Origin of the sequence: Rhodococcus sp. RD6.2 (assembly GCF_001040705.1) — a bacterium.
Lineage (GTDB): Bacteria > Actinomycetota > Actinomycetes > Mycobacteriales > Mycobacteriaceae > Rhodococcus_G.
In genome coordinates, this window is sequence record NZ_CVQP01000009.1 from 30,184 (window position 1) to 51,283 (window position 21,100).

The window sequence follows — 21,100 nt, forward strand, 5'->3', positions numbered from 1 at the left end:
GCCACAGTAATCCTCGAATCGGCACCGTCGGCACAGCTCAGGGCAGTATCGAATCGACGTAGCCGCCGTCGACCCGGATCGCACCGCCGGTGGTGGCCGACGCGAGGGGAGAGGCGAGGTACACGACGAGGTTCGCGATCTCCTCGGGCTCGATGAGACGCTGTAGTAGCGACTGGGGCCGGTACGTCACCATGAACTCGTGTTGCGCTTCATCCCAGGGCAATTCGTCGCCGACCAGTTCGCGGACGAACTCCTCGACACCACCGGTGTGTGTCGGCCCGGCTATCACAGAGTTCACGGTGACTCCGGTGCCGGCGGCGGCCTTCGCGAAGCCGCGGCTGACGGCGAGCAGTGACGTCTTCGTCATGCCGTAGTGGATCATCTCAGCCGGTATTACGACGGCCGAGTCGCTGGCCAGGTTGAGGACGCGACCCCAGCGGCGGTCGGTCATGCCGGGCAGGTAGGCGCGGATGAGACGGATGGCGGAGAGGACGTTGACCTCGAAGTAGCGGCGCCACTCGGCATCGTCGATCTCCAGTGGGGGAGCGGAGCCGAAGATGCCGAGGTTGTTGACGAGGATGTCGACGGCGGGCACTGCGTTCAGTACGGCCGCGGTGCCCGCCTCTGTGGACAGGTCGCCGACGGCGCCGAGGACGTCGGCGCCGTCGGATTCGGCTCGCACCGCTCGGGCTGCCTCCTCAACTCGGTCCGCGCCTCGACCGTTGACCACGACACGGGCACCCGAGCGGGCGAGACCTACGGCGATGGCGAGGCCGATGCCCTGGGTCGATCCGGTGACAAGCGCGGTGCGCCCGGTGAGATCGATCTGCATGTGCATTGCTCCCCTCGCGGAGCCGGTGCCACCGTCGTCGACGACGTTGTCGACGATCTTCGTGCCGTCGCTACCGGCTCCGACGAGCGTATCGGGCTGCTGGACGCTGCGCAGGGCGCACCGATCGGGTCAGACCGGGACCGCCTGGTTGTTGAGAACCAGACCCGCTCGGGGCCAGTCGAATCGGAGGACCTTGCCGGTGCTCGACGCCGTGATGTACGCCGTGCGCATGTCCGGTCCACCCCAGCAGATGTTCGTGATGCCGGGGTCGCCGTCGGTGTCGATGGCGACGATCTCGACCAGTGTGCCCTCCGGGCTGATCACGCAGATGCCGGGCGTGGCCAGCGACGCGACGCAGATGTTTCCGTTGGCCTCGACGCCGAGCGAGTCGAAGTAGCGGAAGTCGGGCGACCCGTAGAGGAAGTTGCCGCCGCCGGAGCCGGCGAGGGTCAAACCGCCCACGATCTCACCGGGCCCGGTGATCTCCCACCACCAGACGCGGGCGGTGAAGGTCTCGCTGACGTAGAGCCGGGTGCCGTCAGGGGAGATCCCGACTCCGTTGGGGCCGTTCATGTCCGATGCAATCTGACGGATGGACGAGCCGTCGACGGTGCCGTAGAAGAGGCGGCCGTGGTCGGTCGTCTTCTCGTTGCTCTTGCCGTGGTCGGTGAAGTAGAAGCCACCGTGCGCGTCGAAGACGATGTCGTTGGGGCCGCGCAGTGGGGTTCCGTCGCACTCGGTGTACAGCGTTTCGACCTCGCCGGTCTCGAGGTCGACGGCCTGGATGCTGCCGCTGGTGTAGTCCGCCGGGGTGCCCCCGGAGAAGACGTAGCCGTACGCCTCGGTGGCGATCATTCCGCCGCTGTTCGCGATGTAGCAGCGCCCGTCGGGGCCGATCGCAGCGCCGTTGGGGCCACCGCCGACCTCCGCGACGACGGTGGTGGTGCCGTCGGGGGTCACGCGGGTGAGGGTGCCCCGGTGAATTTCGACGACCAGCACATCGCCGTTCGGCAGTGACACCGGGCCTTCAGGGAACTTCAGCCCGGTGGTGAGGACGGTGAATGACATCGGGTTCTCCTGTGTTCGTGGGTCGTTGAAGGGGCGTCAGTTGGTGGTGAACTGATCGCGCAGGACGTTCTTGCGGATCTTGCCGCTGACGGTCTGGGGCATCTCGTCGATGAAGATGACCTTGCGGGGCTGCTTGAACGCGGCGAGTTGCGCCTTGCAGCTGCCGACGACCTCGTCGGCCGTCAGCTGCGTGCCCGGCTTGCGCACCACGACCGCGGTGACGAGTTCGCCCCACTTCTCGTCGGGTGTTCCGATGACGGCGGCACCGAGAACGTCGGGGTGTGTGTAGATCGCGTTCTCGACCTCGCTGGAGTACACGTTCTCGCCACCGGTGATGATCATGTCCTTGGCCCGGTCGACGATGTAGAGGAAGCCCTCCTCGTCCTGGCGCGCCAGGTCTCCGGTGTGGAACCAGCCGCCCTCGAAGGCCTCCGTATCCGCCGCGGGGTTGCCGAAGTATCCGTTGGTGACCTGGTCGCCCTGGACGACGATCTCACCGATTTCGCCGGTGGCGCACTCGTTTCCGGACGGGTCGACCACGCGGACGTCGACCAGCGACATCGGCTTGCCGACGGCGTCGAGCAGGTGCTCCTCGCCCTGAGCCGCTCGGACGTGGGCCGCCTTGTCCAGGGTGAGCATGTTGCCGCCCAGTTCCGTCATGCCCATCCCGGCGTAGACGACCGGACCGAACCGCTCGATGGTCTGGCGCAGCACGTCGGCGGGGATCTTCGACGCTCCGTAGCCCATCCATTCCAGGCTGCTGAGGTCGTAGTCGTTGATCTTGGGGTGTGCGAGCAGCATCTGCATCATGGTCGGTGCGAAGCCGCCGCTGGTCACGCGGTTGTCCTGCACCAACTGCATCCACCGCTCGGGATCCCAGCCCGACATCATCAGGACCGAGCCGCCGTGAAACTGGTGCAGCGGCGTCAGGTAGCCGGCGATGTGGCACAGCGGCATGGCGTTGAGGAAGCACGTGTCCGGCGTGGGGTCGTACTCGATCGCCGACTGGATCAGTGCGGTGTTGAGGTTGCGATGGCTCAGCCGGGCGCCCTTGGGTTTGCCCGTCGTCCCGCTGGTGTAGAGGATCCACGCGTCGTCGTCGTCGCTGATCCTCAATTGCGGGACGGTCGTCGCCGACGACGTCAGGACGTTCTCGTAGGTGGTGAATCCCGTTGCAGCCTCACCGATCACGATAATGTGCTCGACGCTCGTGAGCTCGGATCGATGGTCGGCGATGGCCTCGAGGTACTTGGCCTCGACCATCAGCACGCGTGCGCCGGAGTCGTTGAGGATCCAGACCCACTCCATGGGGTGGAGCCGGTAGTTGAGCAGGGTCAGGACCATGCCTGCGGACGGGACGCCGTAGTAGGCCTCGACGTACTCGAGGTTGTTCTCGGACAACAGGGCGACGCGGTCCCCGGGGGAGGCCAGCCCGCTCAGGCCGTTGGCCAGGCGCATCCCGCGCTGGTGGAGTTCGGCGTAGGTCCGCGCGTCGGAACCGTCGTCCATGGCGAGCGCGGTCCGATGGGGGAAGCGGGCGGCGTTCCGCCGCAGAAGGTCGCTGTACAGCATGTGGGCTCCAAGGGAAACGAGGCCGGTTCGACTAAGGATTGCACACAATCTAGCGTGGAAGTGCGACAGGTCACAAGGGGTTGTCGATAACGCCCCGGTTGTCCGGGGATGCGGAACGAATGCGCGCCCGGGTGTAGGAATCTGGGAACTCTGAGCGAGATCGGCTGTGTGGGTCGGTGAGCAGGGGTGTCGAGCCGGGGGTGCGTCGGGATTGCATCCCTTCGTGAGGCTACGTTGTTTGTATACAATGTTGAGGCGTCCTGAGGGATAGCTGCAAGCGAGGCTGCGACGGAAGGTGTTGGCCGTGGAGATCGTCGAGGTGAGCCCCCGTGACGGGCTGCAGAACGAGAAGGTGCACGTGTCGACCGCGGACAAGATCGCGCTGATCGAGCGTGCGATCGCGTCCGGCCTGCGTCGTATCGAGGCGACCAGCTTCGTGCACCCGGCCGCGGTACCGCAGATGGCCGATGCCGAGGCCGTCATGGCAGGAGTGCCACGCCGCGCCGACGTCTCCTACAGCGGCCTCGTCCTCAACCGTCGCGGATTCGATCGCGCGGTTGCGGCGGGCGTCGACGAGGTGAACTGCGTCGTCGTGGCGTCCGAGACGTTCAGTGCGCGCAACCAGCGCATGTCGGTCGCCGACTCGGTGGACACGGTGCGCGATCTCGTCGGGGACGCGCGGGCGGCCGGCATCGCGGTGTCGGTCACCATCGCCACCGCATTCGGGTGCCCGTTCGAGGGTGAGGTTCCGGAGTCGGCTGTCCTCGGACTTGCAGCGCAGGTGGCCGAGCTCGGTGTGGACGAGATCGCGTTGGCCGACACCATCGGGGTCGGGGTGCCCGCCCAGGTCACCCGCCTGGTCGCGGGGACCGCGGCAGTCGCTCCCGACGTCCGGTTGCGCTGCCACTTCCACAACACTCGTAACACCGGCTACGCCAACGCGATCGCGGCACTCGACGCGGGAGTGACGGTGCTGGACTCCTCGATCGGCGGGATCGGCGGGTGCCCCTTCGCGCCGGACGCCACCGGCAACATCGCGACGGAAGACCTCGTCTATCTCCTGGACCGAAGCGGAATCGATTCGGGTGCGCGGCTTCCCGACCTGATCGACGCCTCAGACTGGCTCGGCGGGGTTCTCGGCGCCACGGTTCCCGGACAGCTTGCCCGCGCCGGTGCCTTCCCGGGCTGACCCCTCGAACAGGTCGGCCACCTCCCCGCCGTCGGTGGCGGCGAGGTGGGCGAGCAGCACATCGCGACCCTGGAGGACGTGCTCGTGCATGAGGGCCGATGCCCGGCCACCGTCGCCGCCGACGATCGCGTCCCGGATGAGCTGGTGGAACAGGTGTGACCGCTCGGTCTGGGCCCGGTCGTACTGCCGGAACGCCTGGAAGACGAGGGGGACGTCCGTGGTGCGTTCGAGGAGCCGGCTCAGGCGTTCGTGCTTCGCGGCGGCCATGATCGCCCCGTGGATCCGGCTGTTCGCGGTGTCGACCGCTCGGACCCGGTCCACCGCGTCCAACGACGTCGCGGACAGTGCGAGCGCGAACGCGTCGATGCCCGCGTCGAGTTCGTCGAGGTTGGTGGCATCGATACGCTCCGCTGCCAGCTCGGCCGCGTATGCCTCGAGTCGCGCGCGGAGACCATACAGGTCCGACACGTCGGCCGTCGACAAGGTGCGCACGACGGCTCCCCGGTTGGGTTCGCTGAGAACGAGTCCTTCGGCCTCGAGCCGTCGCAGCGCCTCACGGACGGGTGTGCGAGACAGCGAGAACTGCTCGGCGATGCGCTGCTCGATCAGACGCTGACCCGGCCGGTACCGCCCTTCGACGATCTCCCGGCGAATGTGCGCATAGGCCGCCTGTCCCGGTGCCTGCGGTGTGGTTGCCACGGTTCCTCTTCGTTGTGTCGGGTGATCGCGTCGCGGCAAGCCTATCCCGACCGACCACCCTTGTTTGTATACATACTGGGGGTGTTTCCGGTTCAGCGGGGGACAATCGCCATAAATTGTGTACAATCGACCGCATGACTGCGACTGTTGGTCCTCTGAGTGGCCTGCGTGTACTCGAACTGGGAAGCTTCATCGCCGGTCCCTTCGCCGGACAGTTGCTCGGCGACTACGGAGCCGAGGTCCTCAAGGTCGAGGCGCCCGGTTCCGGTGACTCGATGCGTCGGTGGGGCGTGACGGTCGACGGCGAGAGCCTGTGGTGGCCGTCCATCGCGCGCAACAAGAAGTCGGTCGCCATCGACCTGAGGCAGTCCGACGGCCGCGATCTGATCCGTGCGCTGGTCGCCGAGGCCGACATCGTCCTCGAGAACTTCCGGCCCGGCACGCTCGCCAAGTGGGGGCTGGACTACGCGGCGCTCTCAGAGATCAACCCGCGAATCATCGTCGTCCACGTCTCCGGGTTCGGTCAGGACGGGCCGCGATCGACGGACGCCGGATTCGGCAGTGTCGGCGAGGCGATGGGCGGCATCCGGCACACGACGGGCAACCCGGAACTGCCTCCGACCCGTACCGGCATCAGCCTCGGTGACTCGCTGGCGGCCCTGTTCGCCGTGATCGGCACCCTCGCGGCGGTCCACGAACGGTCGGTCAGCGGCCGGGGTCAGGAGGTGGACGTCGCGATCTACGAGGCGGTGGCCGCGCTCATGGAATCGACCATGGCGGACCATGAAATCGGTGGAATCACCCGCGGGCGAACCGGATCCGTGCTGCCTCGGGTGGCGCCCTCGAACGTCTACCCCACGTCGGACGGAGCCGAGGTGATCATTGCCGCGAACGCCGACACCGTCTTCCGCCGGCTCTGCACTGCCATGGGTCGAGTGGAACTTGCCGAGGACCCGAGGTTCGCCGAACACGGACCACGTGGCGACAACATGGCCGAGATCGACGCCATCATCGGTGCCTGGGCATCAACGATGACCGCCGACCAACTGCTGAAGGAGATGGAGGACGGCGGCGTTCCCGCCGGCCGGATCTACACCGCCCCGGACATGTTGGCCGATCCGCACTATGAGGCGCGGGACATGGTGGTGCGCTTGGTCAACCAGTTCGGTGTTGCCGTGCCCGCCGCAGGCGTCGTGCCCAAGTTCTCTCGGTCCGCACCGGCGCAACCGGTTCCCGGTCCGGGTCTCGGTGAGCACACACGTGAAGTGCTGACCGCGCTGGCAGGCGTCGACGAGGCCCGCTGGGCCGACCTGCAGTCCTCGGGAATTGCCATGCAGGACAACAGCTGACATCTGGTCCCGGACGCCGTTGACGGCGTCCGGGATCTGCCGCGCTGACAAGTATCGGCGCAATGCGGCCCCACACACGAATGGTGTGGGGCCTGTTTGCGTTGTCCGACGGTTTCGTCTGGTGGTGCGTCGTATTCCATTGGGGTGGAAGGGGTCTGGAGCGACCATGCGGCTGCGACGGGGTTGACATGCTCCGTGTCGACGATCACAATTTGGGCGAATGGTGACATGACTGTCACATCACCCTCACTCCTGCTGCGGCGCCGCCGTGGCAACCGGCAACACCCTTCCCGGAGTCGACACCCACCACCTCCGGGGCCACCCCCCCTCGACAAACGGAGCGACCATGAAACGCACCATCGCCGTTGGCCTGACCGCCCTGTGCGCCACAGCAACCCTGACCGCCTGCTCCGGCCGCGAGAGCGCGACGGCCGCAGGCGACTGCGATCCCGGTATCACCGACTCCGAGATCCGGTTCGGTACCAGCCTCATGCAGTCGGTGGCTGGACCTCAGGCCGCCGCGGCGACCGCGCTGTTCGAGGAGATCAACGCGGCAGGCGGGGTTGCCATGGGGGACGGCAAGACTCGCAAGATCTTGTACACCGCGCTGGACGACGGATACGACCCCGCCCGCACGGTCGGCAATGTTCGCTCGCTGGTGGAGCAGGAGCAGGTCTTCGCGATCCAGAACCTGGTCGGTACCGCCTCGACCCTCGCGGTCGTCGACTACCTGGCGCAGAAGGAGGTGCCGCTCGTCTTCCCGATGACCGGCACCGACGAACTGCTTGCCACTATCGACAAGCGCCCGATCGTCGCAGGCGCGGTGAATCCGCAGACCGGATGGGAGGTGTCGGAGCGGGCGAAGCAGATCCTCCGCGACCACCCGCAGGCGAAGATCGCCGTGCTGTACCCGAACGACAGCCTCGGCAACGGCAGCCTCGACGCGCTGAAGTCCGCGCTCGAGGGAAGCGGGACGCAGATCGTCGCACAGCAGTCGTACGAGCAGACCACGCCGTCGGTGGACTCTCAGATCGTCAACCTCGCGAACTCCGGTGCCGACGTGTTCGTCAACTTCGCGACCGCGAGCTTCGTGACGCAGTCCCTCAAGAAGGCTCACGAATTGAGTTGGAAGCCGGACACGTACATCTACTCGGGCGCCACGGACACGAACTTCGTGCTCGCCCCGGCAGGACTCGAGGCCGCCGAGGGTGTCCACTCCTTCTACTGGATCTACGACGTCAGCAGCCGGGATCACGACGGTCAGCCCGGTGTGCAGGAGTGGCGCGCGTTCGCCGACCGGAACGCAGGCACCGTCAAGACCACCGACACCATCGCGGCAACGGGCTACAACACCGCGCAGTTGCTGGTCACCGCGCTCGAACAGATGAAGGGCTGCACCCGCGCCGACCTCCTCGACTCGGTCCGGAACATGCACGACGTGACCACGGACCTCTCCATCGAGGGCGTCACGTTCGACACCACCCCGGATTACCCGTACGCGATCACGTCGATGGCACCGATGACCTTCCGCGGCGGCAGCTGGCACTACGACGCTGTGGTCAACCGCAGCACCGAGGGGTGAGTGCGGTGCGGGAGGCGAGCGCGGCCGGTACCGGTGAGGTACCCACCCTGCGAGTGCAGGACATCACGCTCCGGTTCGGTGGCGTCGTCGCGCTGAACGGGCCGTCGTTCACGATCGAGCCCGGGCAGATCGTTGGGCTGATCGGACCGAACGGCGCGGGCAAGACGACGATGTTCAACTGCATCAGCAGGCTGTATCAGCCGGACTCGGGGCGGATCACCTTCGGGGACATCGATCTTCTGGCCCTGTCGGCGGACGGTGTCGCCGATGTCGGAATCGCCCGGACCTTCCAGAACATCGGCCTGTTCCCCACGATGACGGTGGTCGACAACGTGCTCACCGGCGCGTACTCGCGCACCCGGTCGGGGTTCCTGGGCAGTGCCCTCGGTCTGCCCCGGACCTCGCGGGAGGAACGGCAGGAGCGGGAGGACGCCTGGGCGCTGCTCGACTCGATGAACCTCGCGTCGGTAGGACGCGACCCCGCGGGCACCCTGCCCTACGGGACCCTCAAACGAATCGAGCTGGCGCGGGCCCTGATGCAGCGTCCGCGTCTGCTGATGCTCGACGAGCCGGCGAACGGGTTGATCCACGAGGAGGTTCTCGAACTCGCGGAGACCGTCCGGCGACTGCGCGACGAGCGTGGGTTCTCGGTCCTGCTGGTCGAGCATCACATGGCGATGGTGATGTCGATTTCCGACCGGGTCGTCGTCCTGAACTTCGGCGAGAAGGTCACCGAGGGTGTTCCCGCGGAGGTCGCGGTCCATCCGGAGGTCGTCGAGGCGTACCTGGGAGGTGCCGCATGAACCTGCTGACACTCGAGGGGGTTCACGCCCGCTACGGCAGCGCGGAAGTGCTGCACGGCATCGACTTCCAGGTGCCCGACGGCGAGGTGACCGTGGTCCTCGGCGCGAACGGCGCAGGCAAGACGACGATCCTGCGGTCGATCTGCGGGATGGTACGGACGAGCGGGCGGATCACGTTCGACGGCCGTGACATCACGGGAATGCGCACCGACCGGATCGCCCGACTCGGCGTGGCGCACGTCCCGCAGGGGCGCGGCACGTTCGGGGATCTCAGTGTGGAGGAGAACCTGCTGATCGGTGGCTACGCCACCACGTCCGCGGCCACCGGGCGGGCGGTCGAGCAGTGGTACGACTTCTTCCCGCGGCTACGGGAACGCCGACGCCAGTTGGCGTCGGGGCTCAGCGGCGGCGAGCAGCAGATGCTCGCCATCGCCCGCGCACTGGTCGCCCAGCCGCGGCTGCTCCTGCTCGACGAGCCGTCGCTCGGGCTCGCGCCGCGCATCACCCAGGAGGTGTTCGCCGCGCTCGGCCGCATCAAACAGGACACCGGGACAACGATTCTCGTCGTCGAGCAGAACGCGCATCTGGCCCTCGAGATCGGTACGTCGGCGGTGCTCGTCGACTCGGGCCGGATCGTGTCCCAGCGTCCCGCGGTCGACCTCGCCCACGACGAGTCGGTGCGACGCGCCTACCTCGGATACTGAGCACAGGAGTCAGGCAATGCAGGTATTTCTTCAACAGTTGGTGGACGGGCTGACCTGGGGCGCGCTGTACGGCGCGTTCGCGCTGAGCATCGTCCTCGTCTACCGGGCGTCCGGGATCGTGAACTTCGCCCAGGGCGAGATGGCGATGTTCTCGGCGTTCTTCGCGTGGCAGTTCCACCAGTGGGGTGCGCCGCTGTACCTCGCCATCCTCGGTGCGATGGTCGTGGCGTTCGCCGGTGGCGCGGTGACCGAACGCGTGCTGATCCGACCGTTGGCGTCGTCCCCGAACCACATGCCGCTGGTCATCATCACCCTCGGTCTGATGCTCGTGCTCAATAGTGCGGCCGGATGGATCTGGGGCGTGCAGAGCAAGCCCTTCCCGACTGCGGTGTCGGGATCCGTCGTCACCCTCGGACCGGTGGCGATCTCCCGACAGTCACTGGTGATCGTGGCCGCGGTCGTGGTCGTGGCGGTCCTGCTCTTCTGGCTGTTCCAACGGACCAGGACCGGACTCGCGATGCGAGCGGCGGCAGGCAATCCGGACTCGGCACAGCTGATCGGTATCCCGGTCGGACGGATGCTCACCATCGGGTGGGGACTGGCCGCCGCGATCGGGGCACTCGCGGCATCGCTCGCGGCTCCGCAGTTGCTCCTCCAGCCGAACATGCTCGTCGCGTCGCTGATCTACGCGTTCGCGGCGGCAGTGCTCGGCGGGCTGGACAGCCCGGTCGGGGCACTCATCGGTGGTCTGATCGTCGGCATCGCGGAAAACTTGGCGGGCACGTACATCTCGTGGATCGGGCACGACTTCAAACAGGCGGTGGCGCTGGCCCTGATCCTCGGCGTCCTGCTCTTCAAGCCCGAGGGCCTCTTCGGTGCACGAAAGGTCGTGAGGGTATGAGAATCCTGGAACTTCTGCGCCAACCCCGCGCGGAGCTCGACGCGCCGCGCTGGCTGTCCCGGACCACGGTGGCCGTCGTGCTGCTCGTCGCGGCGGCGGCGCCGCTGGTGTCTGCGCCGTACGTCAACTTCGACCGGTCCATGGTGCTCGTGTACGTCGTCGTCGGGCTGGGGTTGAACCTGCTTACCGGCAACACCGGGCAGATCTCGCTCGGGCACGGCTTCTTCTTCGCGGTCGGGGCCTACCTGAGTGCCGTGCTGATCGAGAACCACGGCGTGCCCTACCTGCTGCTGTTCCCGATCGCCTTCGTCGTCTGTTACGGCGTCGGCTACCTGTTCGGGCTGCCCGCGCTGCGACTCCACGGACTCCAGTTGGCGCTCGCCACACTGGGTCTCGCGCTCGTGACGCCCGCGGTGATCAAACGGTTCGAGCACGTCACCGACGGGCAGGCCGGTATCAACGTCACCGGTGCGCAGGCACCGGAGTTCACCGGGCTCGAGCGTGACCAGTGGGTGTACTACCTGTGCCTGGCGACCGCCGTCGTGGCGTACGTGGTGGTGCGCCGGCTCTCGACCGGGCGAATCGGGCGTTCGCTCATCGCGATTCGCGACTACGAGGCGGTCGCGACCACGCTCGGTGTCCCCGCCACCCGCACGAAGACGACGGTGTTCGCTCTCAGTGCGGCGCTCGCGGGTGTCGGCGGTGTGCTCTACAGCCTCGTGGTCCAGTACGTGGGTCCGGAGGCGTTCGGCCTTCCGCTGGCGATCGCGTTCATCACGCTGATCGTCGTCGGCGGCCTCGGCACCGTGCCCGGTGTCGTGTTCGGTGCCTTCTTCGTGGTGTACGTGCCGCAGTTCACGGCCGACATCAACCAGTCGGCGGCAGGGATCACCTACGGCGCCGCGCTGATCCTGTTCATCTTTGTGCTTCCGTACGGGCTGATCAGCCTCGTCCGGTGGGGTCTCGGCCCTGTCGTCGCGCGAATCCCCGGTCGGCGCAAGGATTCCCGGATCGCTTCCGCAGCGGAAGAGGACCCTCGGGAGATGGTCGCCGCGTCCTGATCGACCCGCCACCAAGGTCTCCCGTCGTGACATCACGACGGGAGACCTTGGTCGTTCTTGTTGGGCCGCCCTACCGGACAGCGGCCGCGCCGATCCTCCAGATAACTGGGGATCGGCGCGACCGGGGTTCGTTCTCGCGTGCGGCCGGCGTTACAGCCGGTGCTTGGCCAGCTTGCCGGTCTCGGTGCGGGGGAGTGCGTCGACGAACTGCACCGACCGCGGGCACGTGTAGCGGGCGAGTCGACTACGCGCGAAGTCGATGATGTCCTGTGCGAGGTCGTCCGACGGATCGGTGCCCGGGACCAGTTGCACGACCGCGTGCACGGACTGCCCCATCTCCGGATCCGGGACGCCGATCACCGCGACGTCCAGGATCGCGGGGTGCACGCTGAGACAGTTCTCGATCTGTTGCGGGTAGATGTTGACGCCACCCGAGATGATCATGAACGTCGCCCGGTCGGTGAGGAACAGGTAGCCGTCCCCGTCGAGGTAGCCGACGTCGCCGACCGTCGTCCATGTCGGATGGTCGGGATGCCGGGTGTCGGCGGTCTTGACGGGATCATTGTGGTACTCGAAGCTCCAGTCGTCGCGTTCGAAGTAGAGCAACCCGACCTCACCCGGCCCCAGCTCGCTGCCGTCGTCCCCGCAGATGTGGGCGATGCCCTGTGCGCTGCGGCCGACGCTACCCGGCTTGCGACGCCACTCTGCGCTGTCGATCAGTGTGGAGCCGTTGGTCTCCGAGCAGCTGTAGTACTCGTAGAGCACGTCGCCCCACCAGTCGAGCATCGCTTCCTTGACCTCGACCGGGCAGGGAGCAGCGGCGTGGACGGCGACCCGCAGTGAATTCAGGTCGTACCGGCCACGCTCCTCCTCCGGAAGCTTGAGCATCCGGATGAAGTGGGTGGGCACCCACTGCGAGTGAGTTACCGAGTACCGCTCGATCGCCGCGAGGGCGTCGCCCGCGTCGAACCGGTCCATCAGCACCACGGTGCCGCCGAGCGACTGGGTCGCCGTGCTGTAACGCAGCGGCGCGGCGTGGTAGATCGGTGCCGGTGAGAGGTAGACGGTGTCGGCGTCGAATCCGTAGTACTTCTCGACGATGGCGGTAGCCGGGAGTCCGGGTGCCTCGTGGATCTGCCGGTCGGGGAGCGGTGACTTGATGCCCTTCGGCCGGCCCGTGGTCCCGGACGAGTACACCATGTCCGCCCCGGCAGGCTGATCCGGCAGCGGCTCCGCCGACACCGAGCCCACCGCGTCCGCGTAGGAGTCGTATCCGCTGACCGGGCCACCGAAGGCCAGCCGCAGGCAGTCCGCGGAGAGGTGCCCGGCCAGGTCGGCGGCGAGCTCGGTCAACGCCGCCGACACCACGAGCACCTTCGCGTCGGAGTCTGCAACCACGTAGGCGATGTCGTCGACGGTGCCGTGATGGTTGGCGGTCGTGACGTAGAGGCCGCAACGCATGGCGCCCCAGTACAATTCGAAGAGCGTCGGATCGTTGTTGCACAGCACGGCAATGTGGTCACCGCGCCGCAGTCCGGCCTCGAACAGCCAGCGCGCGAAACGCGCGGATCGTTCCTCCAATTCGGCGTAGGTGATGGTCGCCCCGGTCGATGCCATGACGACAGCGGCCTTGTCCGGGGTGACGACGCTGTGGGTGCCAGGAAACACGACCGCTACTCGCCGGACAGGTCCGCGGACAGGTCGGCGACGACGACGCCCTCGGGAACCTGGACCTCTTCGATGAGTTCGGGACGATCGTCGAACTCGAGCTTCAGTGCGCGGCAGATGGTGGCGTGCATGTCGTACATGCACGTGATGTACGTCAGTTCCATGATCTGCTTGTCCGACAGGTTCTCCTGCAGGACGGCGAACACCGCGTCGGGAACTCGGCCGCCGTCGTAGACGAGTCCGTCCGTGTAGGCGAGGACGGCGCGTTCGAGTTCCGAGAACTGGTCGCTGACCTGCCAGTGCGGGACGGCGGCGATCTTCTCCTCGCTCATGCCGAGCGAACGCATCTGCTTGCAGTGTTGGGAGAAGACGAACTGGCTACCGCGCGCGTACCCCGCGCGGCCCTGGCCGAGTTCGCGCAGAAGCGGGTCGAGGTCGGCGTTGCGGTAGAGGGCGAATCCTCGTACGGCGTGGCGGAACACGTCGGAGGACTGGGCGAACACCGTCCACCAGTCGCCGGGGGTGGCGTGGATGGTGCCGTGATCGACGGCGGGGTCCTTGTCGGGGCCGAAGAGCCGGTCGTAGAAGAAGAGGATCTTCTCGTCGGTCACCTCGGCGCGGGGGACCTCACGAAGTCGGGGCATTGCTGGTCCTTTCGGGCTGTCAGGAAGCGCTGGGAACGTTGCGGTCGGCAGCAGTCTTCGGCTGGTGCGACACGTCGGCGTCGGTGAAATCGCGCGTCCAGCAGGCGAATTCAAGAAGGACGCCGTCGGGGTCCTGGAAGTAGAACGACCGGACGAAGGTGCCTGCGTGAACCTCCCGTGACGCGCCCTCCGGGCTGTCGTCGTGGTTGAGGACGATGCTCAGCGGTACGCCCTCGGTCTTGAGTGCCTTGCGGTACTCGTCGAACTTCTCCGGCGGGACGGCAAGCGCGACGTGATTCATCGAGCCGACCGCGCTGGTGAGCTCGTCGCGGCCGGGCAGTCCCGCGGGCGCGGAGATTCCGGGAACCCCGTCCGGTGCGTCGGCCAGCCAGAAGAACGCCAGCGTGTTTCCGCCGCCGCAGTCGAAGAAGAAGTGCTGGCCGAGGTTGTCGGGCAGATCGAGGGTCTTGACCAGCGGCATTCCGAGGGTGCCCGAGTAGAAGTCGATGGTGCGCTGCATGTCCGAGCACACGAGCGCGAGGTGGTTGATGCCGCGGAACTCGAACTTCGGGTTGGTGGTGTTCATGGCGAACCTTTCGTGGACGACTGCCCGAGTGAGGGGCCATTACGTGACTTGACAGTCATGTCATGTTCTTGGATAGTCTCACTGTGACCACGTCATCTGTCAATACCGGCTTCGGCGACCTCGCAGATCGCTTCTTCGCTGCCGTGTGCAGCGGAGACGAGGCGGCACTCACCGAGCTGTACTCACCGGACGCGCGCATCTGGCACAACGACGACGGGCGGGAGCAGACGGTCGCGGAGAACCTCCGCACCCTCCGCTGGCTCGGCCGAACCCTCGAGGACTTCCGATATGAGGACATCCGGCGTTACCTGCTCCCCGACGGATTCGCGCAACAGCACGTCCTGCGCGCGAGCCTTCCGGGCCACGGTCCGATCGAGGTGCCTGCGAGTCTGTTCGTGCGCGTCGAGAACGGGTCGATCGCCCGCATCGACGAGTACGTCGACTCGGCCGCCACCCGGCCCCTGCAACTTGCTGCCACAAGGAGGCACCCATGACCGTGAACCACCCCGAAGACGCCATCGCCGACCTGTGCGCCCGGATGCGCGCGTTCATCGACGACGAGGTGATTCCGGCAGAACCCGTCCTCGCGAAGGAGGACGCGGCCGCCCACGAACTGCTCGGACAACTGCGTTCCCGGGCGAAGGAACTCGGACTGTGGGCGCTCGGGCACCCCGCCGACGTGGGTGGCGGCGGAGTGCCGTTCCTGGACTTCGTCTACCTCAACGAGGTCATCGGCCGATCCGAATTCGGCCAGCTGGCAGTCGGTTCGGTGTCCATGCAGGACACCATCATGCTGCACAAGCACGGTACCGACGAGCAGAAGCGGCGCTGGATCCCGCCGATCCTCTCGGGCGAGTTCCTGCCCTCGGTCGGTCTGACCGAACCGGACGCGGCGGGTTCCGATCCCACGCTCATCGAGACCCGCGCTGAACTCGACGGTGACACCTGGGTCATCAACGGGCACAAGTGGTTCACCACGGGTGTCGCTCACGCCGGCTACTGCACGGTGTTCGCCCGCACCGAGCCGGAGTCGACGCCTCGGCACTCCCGGATCAGCGCGATCATCGTGCCGACCGACACGCCCGGTTTCGAGATCGTTCGGTCGATTCCGACCATGGGACACGACCCCAGCGACCACTACGAGGTCCTCCTCACCGACGTCCGGGTGCCCGCCGCGAACCTTCTCGGCGAGCGCGGCAAGGGCTTCGTCGTCGCGCAGGACCGGCTCGGGCCGGGCCGCATCTTCCACGGCATGCGCTGGCTCGGTCAGGCGCAGCGCGCGTACGAGCTGATGTGCGAGCGCGCGAACACCCGGTACGTCCACGGGTCCCTGCTCGCCGAGAAGGGCGAGATCCACCGGTACATCGCGGAATCCGCGGCGCAGATCCACGCGGCCCGGCTGATGACCCTCGATGCCGCGCGCACGATGGATTCCGGCGCGGACGCCCGAATCCAGATCGGGCTGGTGAAGTTCTGGGGTGCGCGGATGCTGCACGACGTCGTCGACCGCGCCATTCAGGTGCACGGTGCGCTGGGCCTGACCTCGGACACCCCGCTCGAGCGGATGTACCGGCAGGCGCGGTACGCGCGCATCTACGACGGTCCGGACGAGGTGCACCGCATGTCGACCGCGCGCCGGCTGCTGCGTGACCCGGGTGCCGCGCCGTGGCTGTGAACGACGGCGCCGTCAGCCTCGGTGACGGAATCGGATTGGTGCTCAGCGAGTCTCGCGGCACCGCGATGACCGTCTCCGAGCCTCGGCAGCTGACCGGTGGGGCGAGCCGTCAGGTGTGGGCAGCGGAGGCCCACTACGCGGACGGGCAGTCGCTCGCGGTCGTGCTGCGTCGGGATCCGCCCGGGCACGGCGACGCCGAGCGGATGCGCGCCGAGGCGGCCTGTCTGCGCGCCGCCGCCGCAGTCGGGGTTCCGGTGCCCGCGCTGCTCGCGTCCGGGGACACCGCACCGGGCATCGACGCCCCGTACCTGGTGATGGACATGGTCCAGGGCGAGTCGATCCCGCGCAAACTGCAGCGGGACCCCGAACTCGCCGAGGTACGAACGCATCTCGCAGAGGACATGGGTTTCGTGCTGGGGACGATCCACCGCGCCGACGTGGACACCCTCGGAATGCTCGACGTAGGCGACCCCCTCGACGCGCTCGAGTCCGTGTATCGGGACCTCGACGATCCCCGTCCCGCGGTCGAGGTCGGGCTGCGATGGCTCAGGGAGAACCGGCCCGTCAAGCGCCCGGACGCGTTGGTGCACGGAGACTTCCGGCTCGGCAATGTCCTCGTCGACGGAGCCGGGATTCGCGGAGTCCTGGACTGGGAACTCGCGCACCTGGGTGATCCGATCGAGGACCTCGGCTGGCTCTGCGTCCGAGCCTGGCGGTTCGGTGCGCAGCCGCCGGTCGCTGGCATCGGTACCCGGGAACAGTTGCTCGACGGCTACGAACGTGCCACGGGAACCCGGCCGTCCGACGCCGAACTGCACTGGTGGGAGACCTACGGAACGCTGCGGTGGCTGGTGCTGAGCCGGTTCCAGGCGCAGCGGCACCTGGGCGGTTCCGAGAACTCGATCGAGTTGGCCGCGATCGGGCGTCGCGTGTGCGAGTCCGAGTACGACCTGCTGCTGATCCTGGGACTGCTCGACGGCACCGAAGTGCCGCCGGGCGAGACAACGCCCGGTCCGTCGTTGCATGATCGCCCGAGTCTGTCGGAGATCCTCGACCTTGTCGCCGGCACGCTGCGCGACGACGTCGCGCCCGTACTCGACGGCGCGCACGACCGCGAGCGGTACCTGCTCCGGATCTGCGTCAACCTGCTGGGCATGGCGGGGCGGGAACTCGGTGCCGAGGACCGCACGCGCGACCTGCAGGATCTGCTCGCAGCCGTCGGCTGCGTGTCCGAAGCCGAGCTTGCGGGGAAGATCCGCGCCGGCTCCGTCGCGTACACCGACCCGGCCGTGAGTCGGCCGATCTCGACTGCGGTGCTCGCGCGACTGGGTGTGGCGAATCCCCGGCATCTGCTCCCGGCGTCGCGCCACTGAGTTTCCGTTCGGCCTCGTCCCCTCCAGCGTTGTCTAGGCTGGAGGGGACGTGTGTTTCACGGGAAGCATTAACCTGACTTGACAGTCATGTCATGTTGGCTCACACTTTCATGGTGAGCAAGCCACCGGCCAGTACGCCCTCCGCGACGCCGCCCGTCGACGCCCTGACCGCACGGGGTCGAAAGACTCGGGACAGCCTGCTGGACGCGGCGCGCACTGTCTTCGAGGAGGTCGGATTCCTCGACACCCGGGTGGAGCAGATCGCGCAGGAAGCGTCCGTCTCGTACGGAACCTTCTACCGCTACTTCGAGTCGAAGGAAGACGTGTTCAAGGAGTTGAGCACGCGCCTGTTCGACGATGTGCACCGTCGCGAACCCCTCGACCCCGACCTGACGCCCGCCGCCAGGCTGGTCGCGACGAATCGGTCGTACTACCAGGCGTACCGGCGCAACGCGAAGATGATGGCCATCGTCGAGCAGGTCGCGACCTTCAATGCCGAGTTCCGCGAACTCCGTCATGAGCACCGTCGGCAACTGATCGAGCGGACATCCAAGGCCATCGCGCGCTGGCAGGAACAGGGCCAGGCGAGGGCGTCCCTCGATCCGGTGATGGCCGCGCGGGCCATGGCCGCGATGACCGACCACACCCTCTACCTGTGGCTGGTTCAAGGCGACGAAGCGGACGAGGAAGGTCTGCTCGACACACTGGACCAGATGTGCATCGGAGCCCTCGGTCTGGACCGGGGCGACGATGCCGTTGCCGGGCAGGAACATTCGTCGTCGGAGCACTGATCAGGTGCAACCCGCCGTTGACGGCGCGCGGCACTGACTCGTGCGGTCGGTGAACCCTGTCTCCTGGCGTGAGCCACTTGCCGCTCTCGTGCACGGTCGGGACCTTCGTGGAACCGACCGTGCACGAGAGGCTTCGGCATCGTCAGGTGCTGGGGATGATGCTTGTACCGAGGCGCCAGATGGTGTCCAGCAACTCGTCCCGTGACGGTGGGACCTCGCGGCTCATCGCCTCGGCCATGAGCTCGCGGAACGCTCCGAGAAAGGCGGCTGCGGCCAGTCGTGCGTCGACCGCGGGATCGACCTCACCGCCCCGCTGTGCGTGAGAGATGTTTCGAGCGGCCATGTCGATCTGTGTCGCGAGGCGCTCCGCGTCGGCCTGGGACGCCGACGGCTCACGCAGCCGGCGTCCCACGACGATCGGGGCGAGTGGTTCGTCGCGCAGAAAGTCGATCTCCCGCGACAGACGCAACCGTTCCCTTTCGATCCAGCCCAGATCCGAGGACACCGTGACGGCGAACACCGCGTCGTCGTATGCGTCGTAGAAGGCGTGGACGACGGCCGCGACCAGGCCGTCCTTTGCGCCGAAGTACCGATAGAGCAACCCCGGAGAAGTCTCGGCGCGAGCCGCGACCTTGGCCACCTCCAGGGTGCCACCGGTATCCAGCAGTTCAGCGCGGGCGGCCTCGATGAGACGCAACCGAGTTGCGTCTCCTCGGGCCGTCAGCGCCTGGGGGGATCTGTCAGGGGATGATGACATTGTTCGGGTCCGGCTGCTCTTCCTTGGGTGCGGTGCTGTAGTCACCGAACGGCTTGTCCCGCACCTTCACCATCGCGGAAACGCCCTGCTGCTCTGCCAGTTCGATGAATTCCAGCGCTTCGGGGGTGTTCCGCATCAGCCCGTCGAGGACCGGACCGAGGGTCTGCGTGCTGGCCAGCCCCATGTTCTCGTACGCCTGGTTGACGATGAGCTTCATCGCGGAGAGCTGGGAGACCGGGATGCTGGACAGCTGCTCGGCCAGTCGTGAGACCTCGTCCTCGAGCTCTGCAAACGGCACCGCCTTGTTGATGAGTCCGATCTCCGCAGCCTCGACGCCGGAGACAGGTTTTCCGGTCAGAGCATACTCCTTGGCCTTCGCCAGCCCGAGTCGGTAGATCCACATGCCGGAGAGGTGACAACCCCACATGCGCGCGTACGGGGTGCCGATCCGCGCGTCCTCGGAGGCGATCACGAAGTCGGCGCCGAGCGCCATTTCGCTACCCCCTCCGAGGCACCAGCCGTGGATCTGGGCGATCACCGGCTTGGGGCTGCGCCACATGCTCATGAACTTCTGGGTCGGAGCTTCGGACGGGGCGGTCGCCATGACGAAGTCCTTGCCGGCGTCCCACTTGCCGTCGGTGTTCATCTGCTCGCCCCAGTGCTGGAACCCTCCACCGAAATCGTATCCGGCACAGAAGGATCGGCCAGCTCCGCGGACGACGACAACCTTGACCTCCGGGTCGCGGTTCGCCGTCGTCATCGCGTCCTGGAACTCGTCGGGCATCGGCGGAACGATGGTGTTCAGTCGGTCGGGGCGGTTGAACGTGATCGTGGCGACCGGACCTGCGACGGAGTAGATCAAAGTCTCGTACATTTTCCACCTCTCGTTGGTAAACTGAATTCACTTTAGCTATGGATCTCCGCGGTTGTCCACCCATTGACGGAATCGGGAAGGCGTGGGTAGCTTGATCCGCAATCGAGCGGTTCGGCTGCTTGCTCTGCCCAGTTCTGTTGGGCGCAAACCATATTCGGCTAGCTCCTATGTACGTGAAGGAGATCATGGGTCATGAATTCATCCTCGGTCGGTCCCGCAACGGGGCCGAGGCACGGGACGAAGGTCGTCGTGACGGGCGCGGCGGGAGGCATCGGGGCGGCGCTGGTCGGTGCCCTGGTCGCACTCGGATGTGAGGTCGTCGGAATCGACCGTCCGGGAACGTCGCTGCCGGACGGAGTCGTGTCCATCCCGCTTCTCGAAGCGGACCTCGCGGACGACGCGGCGGCGGCGGCCGCCGTCGAACGCGCCGTGTCCCTGCTCGGAGGGCTGGACTGCCTGATCGGTGCCGCCGCCAGCGTGGCGAGCGTTCACCGCGCCGGCTCGTTCTCGCCGTCGGTTTTTCGTCACGACATCGAGTCGAATCTGTTGTCCCAGTTCTGGACCGCGCAGGCGGCCTATCCAGCCCTGGTCGCGAGCAGCAACGCGAACCTCGTCCTGTTCTCGTCGACGGGAGCATTGGACGGGTTGCCCGGCCAGGTGTCGTACGGCGCTGCCAAGGCAGGAGTGCTCGGACTCGTCCGCACCCTTGCCGCCGAATGGGCCGACTCCGGGATTCGCGTCAACGCGATCGTCCCGGGGTTGGTGGCCACGCCCAAGGTGCTCGCGATGCCGGCGGAGACCCGTGAGCGGGTGCTGCGGACCGTTGCGATGAAACGCCTGGTCGAGGTGGACGAGGTGGTCGCGTCGGTGCTGTTCCTGATGTCGTCCGGAGCCGGGGCGATCACCGGCCAGTCGCTCCGGGTCGACGGGGGCGCGGGGATCAACACGCAGGGCCTCTACCGCTGATGTGCT

At 67.0% G+C, this 21,100-nt stretch carries 21 protein-coding genes; 12 read left to right on the forward strand and 9 right to left on the reverse strand.

The window, feature by feature from the left end; translation table 11 throughout:
- Positions 1–37 precede the first annotated feature (37 nt).
- The 3 genes from RHCRD62_RS18960 to RHCRD62_RS18970 form a co-directional block, all read right to left on the reverse strand.
- The gene (locus RHCRD62_RS18960) at positions 38–832 is read right to left on the reverse strand and encodes an SDR family NAD(P)-dependent oxidoreductase (protein ID WP_050066651.1); all 795 of its coding nucleotides are present in this window, start codon (positions 830–832) and stop codon (positions 38–40) included.
- 129 nt (positions 833–961) lie between these two features.
- Positions 962–1,900, reverse strand: a complete 939-nt coding sequence (locus tag RHCRD62_RS18965; protein ID WP_050066320.1) for an SMP-30/gluconolactonase/LRE family protein — start codon at positions 1,898–1,900, stop codon at positions 962–964.
- A gap of 36 nt (positions 1,901–1,936) precedes the next feature.
- Positions 1,937–3,472: a class I adenylate-forming enzyme family protein gene (locus RHCRD62_RS18970; RefSeq protein ID WP_050066321.1), complete on the reverse strand. Its 1,536-nt coding sequence runs from the start codon at positions 3,470–3,472 to the stop codon at positions 1,937–1,939.
- Between the two features lie 295 nt (positions 3,473–3,767).
- Here RHCRD62_RS18970 and RHCRD62_RS18975 point away from each other — a divergent pair, with 295 nt between their 5' ends.
- Positions 3,768–4,661, forward strand: coding sequence for a hydroxymethylglutaryl-CoA lyase (locus tag RHCRD62_RS18975; RefSeq protein ID WP_050066322.1), 894 nt, complete (start codon positions 3,768–3,770; stop codon positions 4,659–4,661).
- Here the strand turns inward: RHCRD62_RS18975 and RHCRD62_RS18980 are convergent.
- The gene (locus RHCRD62_RS18980; protein WP_050066323.1) at positions 4,587–5,360 is read right to left on the reverse strand and encodes a GntR family transcriptional regulator; all 774 of its coding nucleotides are present in this window, start codon (positions 5,358–5,360) and stop codon (positions 4,587–4,589) included. The genes RHCRD62_RS18975 and RHCRD62_RS18980 overlap by 75 nt on opposite strands.
- Before the next feature lie 134 nt (positions 5,361–5,494).
- Between RHCRD62_RS18980 and RHCRD62_RS18985 the strand changes: the two genes are divergently transcribed.
- The 6 genes from RHCRD62_RS18985 to RHCRD62_RS19010 all read left to right on the forward strand — a co-directional run bounded on the left by RHCRD62_RS18985 (position 5,495) and on the right by RHCRD62_RS19010 (position 11,760).
- Positions 5,495–6,709: a CaiB/BaiF CoA transferase family protein gene (locus RHCRD62_RS18985; protein ID WP_050066324.1), complete on the forward strand. Its 1,215-nt coding sequence runs from the start codon at positions 5,495–5,497 to the stop codon at positions 6,707–6,709.
- 346 nt (positions 6,710–7,055) lie between these two features.
- Entirely contained in the window at positions 7,056–8,291 is a 1,236-nt protein-coding gene (locus tag RHCRD62_RS18990; protein ID WP_050066325.1) for an ABC transporter substrate-binding protein, read from the forward strand.
- A 5-nt stretch (positions 8,292–8,296) separates the two neighbouring features.
- Complete coding sequence (locus RHCRD62_RS18995) at positions 8,297–9,094, forward strand: ABC transporter ATP-binding protein (RefSeq protein WP_050066652.1); 798 nt, start codon at positions 8,297–8,299, stop codon at positions 9,092–9,094.
- Positions 9,091–9,798 carry an ABC transporter ATP-binding protein gene (locus tag RHCRD62_RS19000; protein ID WP_050066326.1) on the forward strand — a complete coding sequence of 236 codons (708 nt, stop codon included), beginning with the start codon at positions 9,091–9,093 and terminating at the stop codon, positions 9,796–9,798. The genes RHCRD62_RS18995 and RHCRD62_RS19000 overlap by 4 nt, the downstream gene beginning before the upstream one ends.
- Before the next feature lie 16 nt (positions 9,799–9,814).
- Positions 9,815–10,699: a branched-chain amino acid ABC transporter permease gene (locus RHCRD62_RS19005; RefSeq protein ID WP_050066327.1), complete on the forward strand. Its 885-nt coding sequence runs from the start codon at positions 9,815–9,817 to the stop codon at positions 10,697–10,699.
- On the forward strand, positions 10,696–11,760 hold the full coding sequence (locus tag RHCRD62_RS19010; protein ID WP_050066328.1) for a branched-chain amino acid ABC transporter permease: 1,065 nt from the start codon (positions 10,696–10,698) through the stop codon (positions 11,758–11,760). Before RHCRD62_RS19005 ends, RHCRD62_RS19010 begins: the two co-directional genes overlap by 4 nt.
- 150 nt (positions 11,761–11,910) lie before the next feature.
- Here RHCRD62_RS19010 and RHCRD62_RS19015 read toward each other — a convergent pair whose 3' ends face one another.
- Genes RHCRD62_RS19015 through RHCRD62_RS19025 form a run of 3 tightly spaced genes read right to left on the reverse strand, consistent with a single transcriptional unit; the run spans position 11,911 to position 14,658 of the window.
- Positions 11,911–13,428: an acyl-CoA synthetase gene (locus RHCRD62_RS19015; protein ID WP_050066329.1), complete on the reverse strand. Its 1,518-nt coding sequence runs from the start codon at positions 13,426–13,428 to the stop codon at positions 11,911–11,913.
- Positions 13,429–13,433: 5 nt separating this feature from the next.
- Positions 13,434–14,072 carry a carboxymuconolactone decarboxylase family protein gene (locus RHCRD62_RS19020; RefSeq protein WP_050066330.1) on the reverse strand — a complete coding sequence of 213 codons (639 nt, stop codon included), beginning with the start codon at positions 14,070–14,072 and terminating at the stop codon, positions 13,434–13,436.
- 19 nt (positions 14,073–14,091) lie between these two features.
- Positions 14,092–14,658 carry a VOC family protein gene (locus RHCRD62_RS19025; protein ID WP_050066331.1) on the reverse strand — a complete coding sequence of 189 codons (567 nt, stop codon included), beginning with the start codon at positions 14,656–14,658 and terminating at the stop codon, positions 14,092–14,094.
- A gap of 83 nt (positions 14,659–14,741) precedes the next feature.
- On the opposite strand from RHCRD62_RS19025, the gene RHCRD62_RS19030 reads away from it, so the two are divergent.
- The 4 genes from RHCRD62_RS19030 to RHCRD62_RS19045 all read left to right on the forward strand — a co-directional run bounded on the left by RHCRD62_RS19030 (position 14,742) and on the right by RHCRD62_RS19045 (position 18,497).
- The gene (locus tag RHCRD62_RS19030) at positions 14,742–15,152 is read left to right on the forward strand and encodes a nuclear transport factor 2 family protein (RefSeq protein WP_253277389.1); all 411 of its coding nucleotides are present in this window, start codon (positions 14,742–14,744) and stop codon (positions 15,150–15,152) included.
- Entirely contained in the window at positions 15,149–16,333 is a 1,185-nt protein-coding gene (locus RHCRD62_RS19035; RefSeq protein WP_172671102.1) for an acyl-CoA dehydrogenase family protein, read from the forward strand. Before RHCRD62_RS19030 ends, RHCRD62_RS19035 begins: the two co-directional genes overlap by 4 nt.
- Complete coding sequence (locus tag RHCRD62_RS19040; RefSeq protein ID WP_367379653.1) at positions 16,324–17,706, forward strand: phosphotransferase family protein; 1,383 nt, start codon at positions 16,324–16,326, stop codon at positions 17,704–17,706. Before RHCRD62_RS19035 ends, RHCRD62_RS19040 begins: the two co-directional genes overlap by 10 nt.
- A gap of 92 nt (positions 17,707–17,798) precedes the next feature.
- The gene (locus RHCRD62_RS19045; RefSeq protein ID WP_157050988.1) at positions 17,799–18,497 is read left to right on the forward strand and encodes a TetR/AcrR family transcriptional regulator; all 699 of its coding nucleotides are present in this window, start codon (positions 17,799–17,801) and stop codon (positions 18,495–18,497) included.
- A gap of 142 nt (positions 18,498–18,639) precedes the next feature.
- Here RHCRD62_RS19045 and RHCRD62_RS19050 read toward each other — a convergent pair whose 3' ends face one another.
- Complete coding sequence (locus RHCRD62_RS19050) at positions 18,640–19,194, reverse strand: TetR/AcrR family transcriptional regulator (RefSeq protein WP_050066334.1); 555 nt, start codon at positions 19,192–19,194, stop codon at positions 18,640–18,642.
- 43 nt (positions 19,195–19,237) lie between these two features.
- Positions 19,238–20,128 (reverse strand): crotonase/enoyl-CoA hydratase family protein, encoded by an 891-nt coding sequence (locus RHCRD62_RS19055; RefSeq protein ID WP_050066335.1) that lies wholly within the window; start codon positions 20,126–20,128, stop codon positions 19,238–19,240.
- A 192-nt stretch (positions 20,129–20,320) separates the two neighbouring features.
- Between RHCRD62_RS19055 and RHCRD62_RS19060 the strand changes: the two genes are divergently transcribed.
- A complete protein-coding gene (locus RHCRD62_RS19060) occupies positions 20,321–21,094 on the forward strand; it encodes an SDR family NAD(P)-dependent oxidoreductase (RefSeq protein ID WP_050066336.1) in 774 nt (257 codons plus the stop codon).
- The last annotated feature ends 6 nt before the right edge of the window (positions 21,095–21,100 follow it).